Below are 3,613 nucleotides of genomic sequence, written 5' to 3' on the forward strand. Positions count from 1 at the left end.
GTCCTGGGCGCGCGCCGCATTGTCGGCCGCGGCCTGGTCGGCCACCTTCTGCGCCTGCGCCTGCTGCAGCGAGGCCTGGGCTGCCTTGGTCTGCGCGTCGATGCGGTCGAGCGTCTTCGCCAAAGTGGCGATCTGCGCCTCGGCCTGGGCAACAGCTATCTTGTAGTCGCCGTCGTCGATGGTCAGCAGCGGATCGCCGGCCTTGACCTGTTGGTTCTCGCTCACCAGGACCTTGTCGACATAGCCGGAAATCTTCGGCGACACGAACGACATGTCGGCCTGGACATAGGCGTCGTCGGTTGAGATCATGAAGCGGCCGTCGGTCCAGTAGTCGTAGCCGTACCAGCCGGCGGCGCCGAGCAGCCCAAGCCCGATGATGGGCAGAAGCAGCGAGCGCACCGAACGCTTCTTCTTGGCGGGCGCCTCGGCAGGGGTCACGGTGGCGGGCTGCGGAAACGCTTCCGGCGCTTCGGTCGATGGTTGGACCTTGGCGTTGGGAAACGTGCGGACTTCGGCGGTGGCGGGCGCGTTCGAGGACATGATATCTCTCAGCAGGTCTATATGAGGAAATTCTGTTATACTGAACCGTTCGGTTCGATACGGAGATTGACTTAGCGCTAAAACAGGCCCATATCAAGAGGCAATCGAACCGGTTGGTTCGAATTATTCTGCGAGGTGTGACTTTTATGGCCGAAACAGTGTCCGACCCCGGCACGGACCAGTGCGACGTGCTGGACAGCCTGCGTCGAGGCCGCCCGGCGGCTGGGCAGGATCCGGTCAAGCGCAGCCAGATTATCGAGGGCGCGCGCCGTGTCTTCATCGACAAGGGCTTCGAGGCCGCCTCGATGAATGACATAACCCGAGAGGCCGGTGTCTCCAAAGGCACCATCTATGTCTACTTCGCCAACAAGGAAGAGCTGTTCGAGGCGCTGATCGAGGAAGAGCGCGGCACAATCTTCAAGAACATGTACGATATGCTCGACCGCTCCGGCGACCTGCGCGAGACGCTGGTCAAGTTCGGCAAGGTGCTGTCGCTCAAGATCACCTCGGCCAAGGTCATCCAGGCGCAGCGCACGGTGATCGGCGCGGCGGACAGGATACCCGACATGGGCGCGCGGTTTTACGAGCGCGGCCCGAAACGCGGCCATGACAAGGTCATGGCCTTCCTCAATGCCGCCATCGAACGCGGCCTGCTGCAGATCGACGATGTCGATCTTGCGGCCTATCAGTTCACTGAACTTTGCCTGGCCGGATTTTTCCGCCAGTGCATATTCTCCTACCGCACCAAGGCCCCCAGCCAGGATGAGATCGACCATGTCGTCAGGTCGGGCGTCAGCATGTTCCTGAAGGCCTACGGCACCGAAAGGCTCGCGGCCGAGGAGCAGGCGGCGCAGTCGGCGTGAAAACCTGAAGCGCGCGGAGCGATTGCGAAGGATCGCGACGTGCCTTGACGTCGCGACGCAGATTCGTAACCAGCCCCGATGTCCGCGGGGCACGTCCTTCCTCCCGCTTAAATCGACCGTCGATCGCCCCTTTTGCCGAGCCCTCCGGAAGGGCTTGTTAACCATCGGTTCCTATGTCTCGGGACACGTTTGTTCGACGAATCTCGAGTGTGACATCCATGCGTTTCTCCCGTGCCAATCCTTCCGGCGCTTCCGCCCATGGCGACAACGTTGACAGTCATCCGGAAGATGCCCGGCAGCAAGGCGCGGCCGCGCCGCCGCAGCGGCAAACGGGGCAGGTCGTCACGCTGCGAGCCTCCGTTGAGGGCGAATCGAATGCCGCCGCCTCGTTGGATTCTGAGGGTGGCGAGTTCGGCCGCCCGGCCTGGCAGCAATATTTCTTTCTCGCGCCCAATGTGCGCTTTACCCGCACGCCGGATTCCGACAAGCGGCCTGCAGCGCAGCCGGATGATGAAGCGCCGGCCAAGGCGATGCCTTCCCGCGGCGATTCCTTCCGCCCCGCGCCGTCGGCCCCCCAGCCGGCCACTCCGGCCGGGAAAATTTCCGCCCTGGTCTCCACTGCTTCGGCCAGATCGCCGCAGGCCATCGTCAAGCCGACGCAGGCCGTTGCCGCGCCGCCGCGGGCGGTCGCCACTCCGGCGCAAAAGGCGCAGCCGCCGAAATTCCGCTGGTCCTATCTTTCCGATGATGCCTTTTTCGAGTTCAGCATGCCCCTGCTCGCCGAGCGCCTGGCGCGGGCTCGCCTGAACGAATCGTCGCCACCGCCCGCCTCGGCGCCCGTGCAACCTCCGGCGCGACCGACCCAGTCCGGCTCCGCCTCCCCGGGCGAGGCAATTTCGTTCTACCGCGTCATCGAATGGCGTTCGAACGGGCCGGCGCCAAGCCCTGCCCCAACGACAGCGCTGGCCGGCACGCACGCCGCCCGGCCCGCTCCGCTGGACACCGAGCCTCGGGCGCCTGCGGCGGAGCCCGCCGCGCCGAGTTCCGTTCCAAAAGGCGCCCGGACCGCGAAGCGCGCGCCGTCTCTGCCCGCCGCCGGCAAGGTGGTGCCGTCGACCGCCCCGTCCGGCTACGAGCTTCCGTCCGAGGAACTGCTGCAAATGCCGCCGGAGGGCCAGGGCTTCTACATGTCGCAGGAGCGGATGGAACAGAACGCCGACCTGCTCGAAAGCGTGCTGGAGGATTTCGGCGTCAAGGGCGAGATCATCCATGTCCGGCCGGGTCCGGTCGTCACTCTCTACGAGTTCGAGCCGGCGCCTGGCGTGAAGTCCAGCCGCGTCATCGGCCTGGCCGACGACATCGCCCGCTCCATGTCGGCGATCTCGGCGCGCGTCGCCGTCGTGCCCGGCCGCAACGTCATCGGCATCGAACTGCCTAACGAGACGCGCGAGACGGTCTATTTCCGCGAACTGATCGAATCGGCCGGCTTCCGCAACACGTCCTGCAGACTGGCGCTCGGCCTCGGCAAGACGATCGGCGGCGAGCCGGTCATCGCCGACCTGGCCAAGATGCCCCATCTGCTGGTCGCGGGCACCACCGGCTCCGGCAAATCGGTCGCCATCAACACCATGATCCTGTCGTTGCTCTACCGGATGAAGCCGGAGGAATGCCGCCTCATAATGGTCGACCCAAAAATGCTGGAACTGTCCGTCTATGACGGCATCCCGCATCTGCTCACGCCCGTCGTCACCGATTCCAAGAAGGCCGTCACGGCGCTGAAATGGGCAGTGCGCGAGATGGAGGACCGCTATCGCAAGATGGCGCGCCTCGGCGTGCGCAACATCGACGGCTACAACCAGCGCGCCGCCACCGCCCGCGACAATGGCGAGGTCGTTGTCATGCAGGCGCAGGTCGGCTTCGAGAAGGGCACCGGCGAGCCGCTGTTCGAGGAACGGGAAATCGACCTGGCGCCGATGCCCTACATCGTCATCATCGTCGACGAGATGGCCGACCTGATGATGGTGGCCGGCAAGGAGATCGAGGGCGCCATCCAGCGGCTGGCGCAGATGGCGCGCGCCGCCGGCATCCACTTGATCATGGCCACGCAGCGCCCCTCGGTCGACGTCATCACCGGCACCATCAAGGCCAATTTCCCCACCCGCATCTCTTTCCAGGTGACGTCGAAGATCGACAGCCGCACCATCCTGGGC

Annotated in this window: 3 protein-coding genes; 2 read left to right on the forward strand and 1 reads right to left on the reverse strand. The window is 65.0% G+C overall.

Going from position 1 to position 3,613, the window contains the following annotated elements; genetic code table 11:
- On the reverse strand, positions 1–540 hold a 540-nt coding region (locus EN781_RS28565), incomplete at its 3' end, for a biotin/lipoyl-binding protein (RefSeq protein ID WP_145965681.1).
- Positions 541–686: 146 nt separating this feature from the next.
- Here EN781_RS28565 and EN781_RS28570 point away from each other — a divergent pair.
- Together EN781_RS28570 and EN781_RS28575 are read left to right on the forward strand one after the other, a co-directional pair.
- Positions 687–1,403 carry a TetR/AcrR family transcriptional regulator gene (locus EN781_RS28570; protein ID WP_127400556.1) on the forward strand — a complete coding sequence of 239 codons (717 nt, stop codon included), beginning with the start codon at positions 687–689 and terminating at the stop codon, positions 1,401–1,403.
- A gap of 218 nt (positions 1,404–1,621) precedes the next feature.
- Positions 1,622–3,613, forward strand: a 1,992-nt coding sequence (locus tag EN781_RS28575; RefSeq protein ID WP_145965682.1) for a DNA translocase FtsK, incomplete at its 3' end; no start/stop codon positions are given.

It is taken from the genome of Mesorhizobium sp. M4A.F.Ca.ET.090.04.2.1 (assembly GCF_003999085.1).
GTDB lineage: Bacteria > Pseudomonadota > Alphaproteobacteria > Rhizobiales > Rhizobiaceae > Mesorhizobium.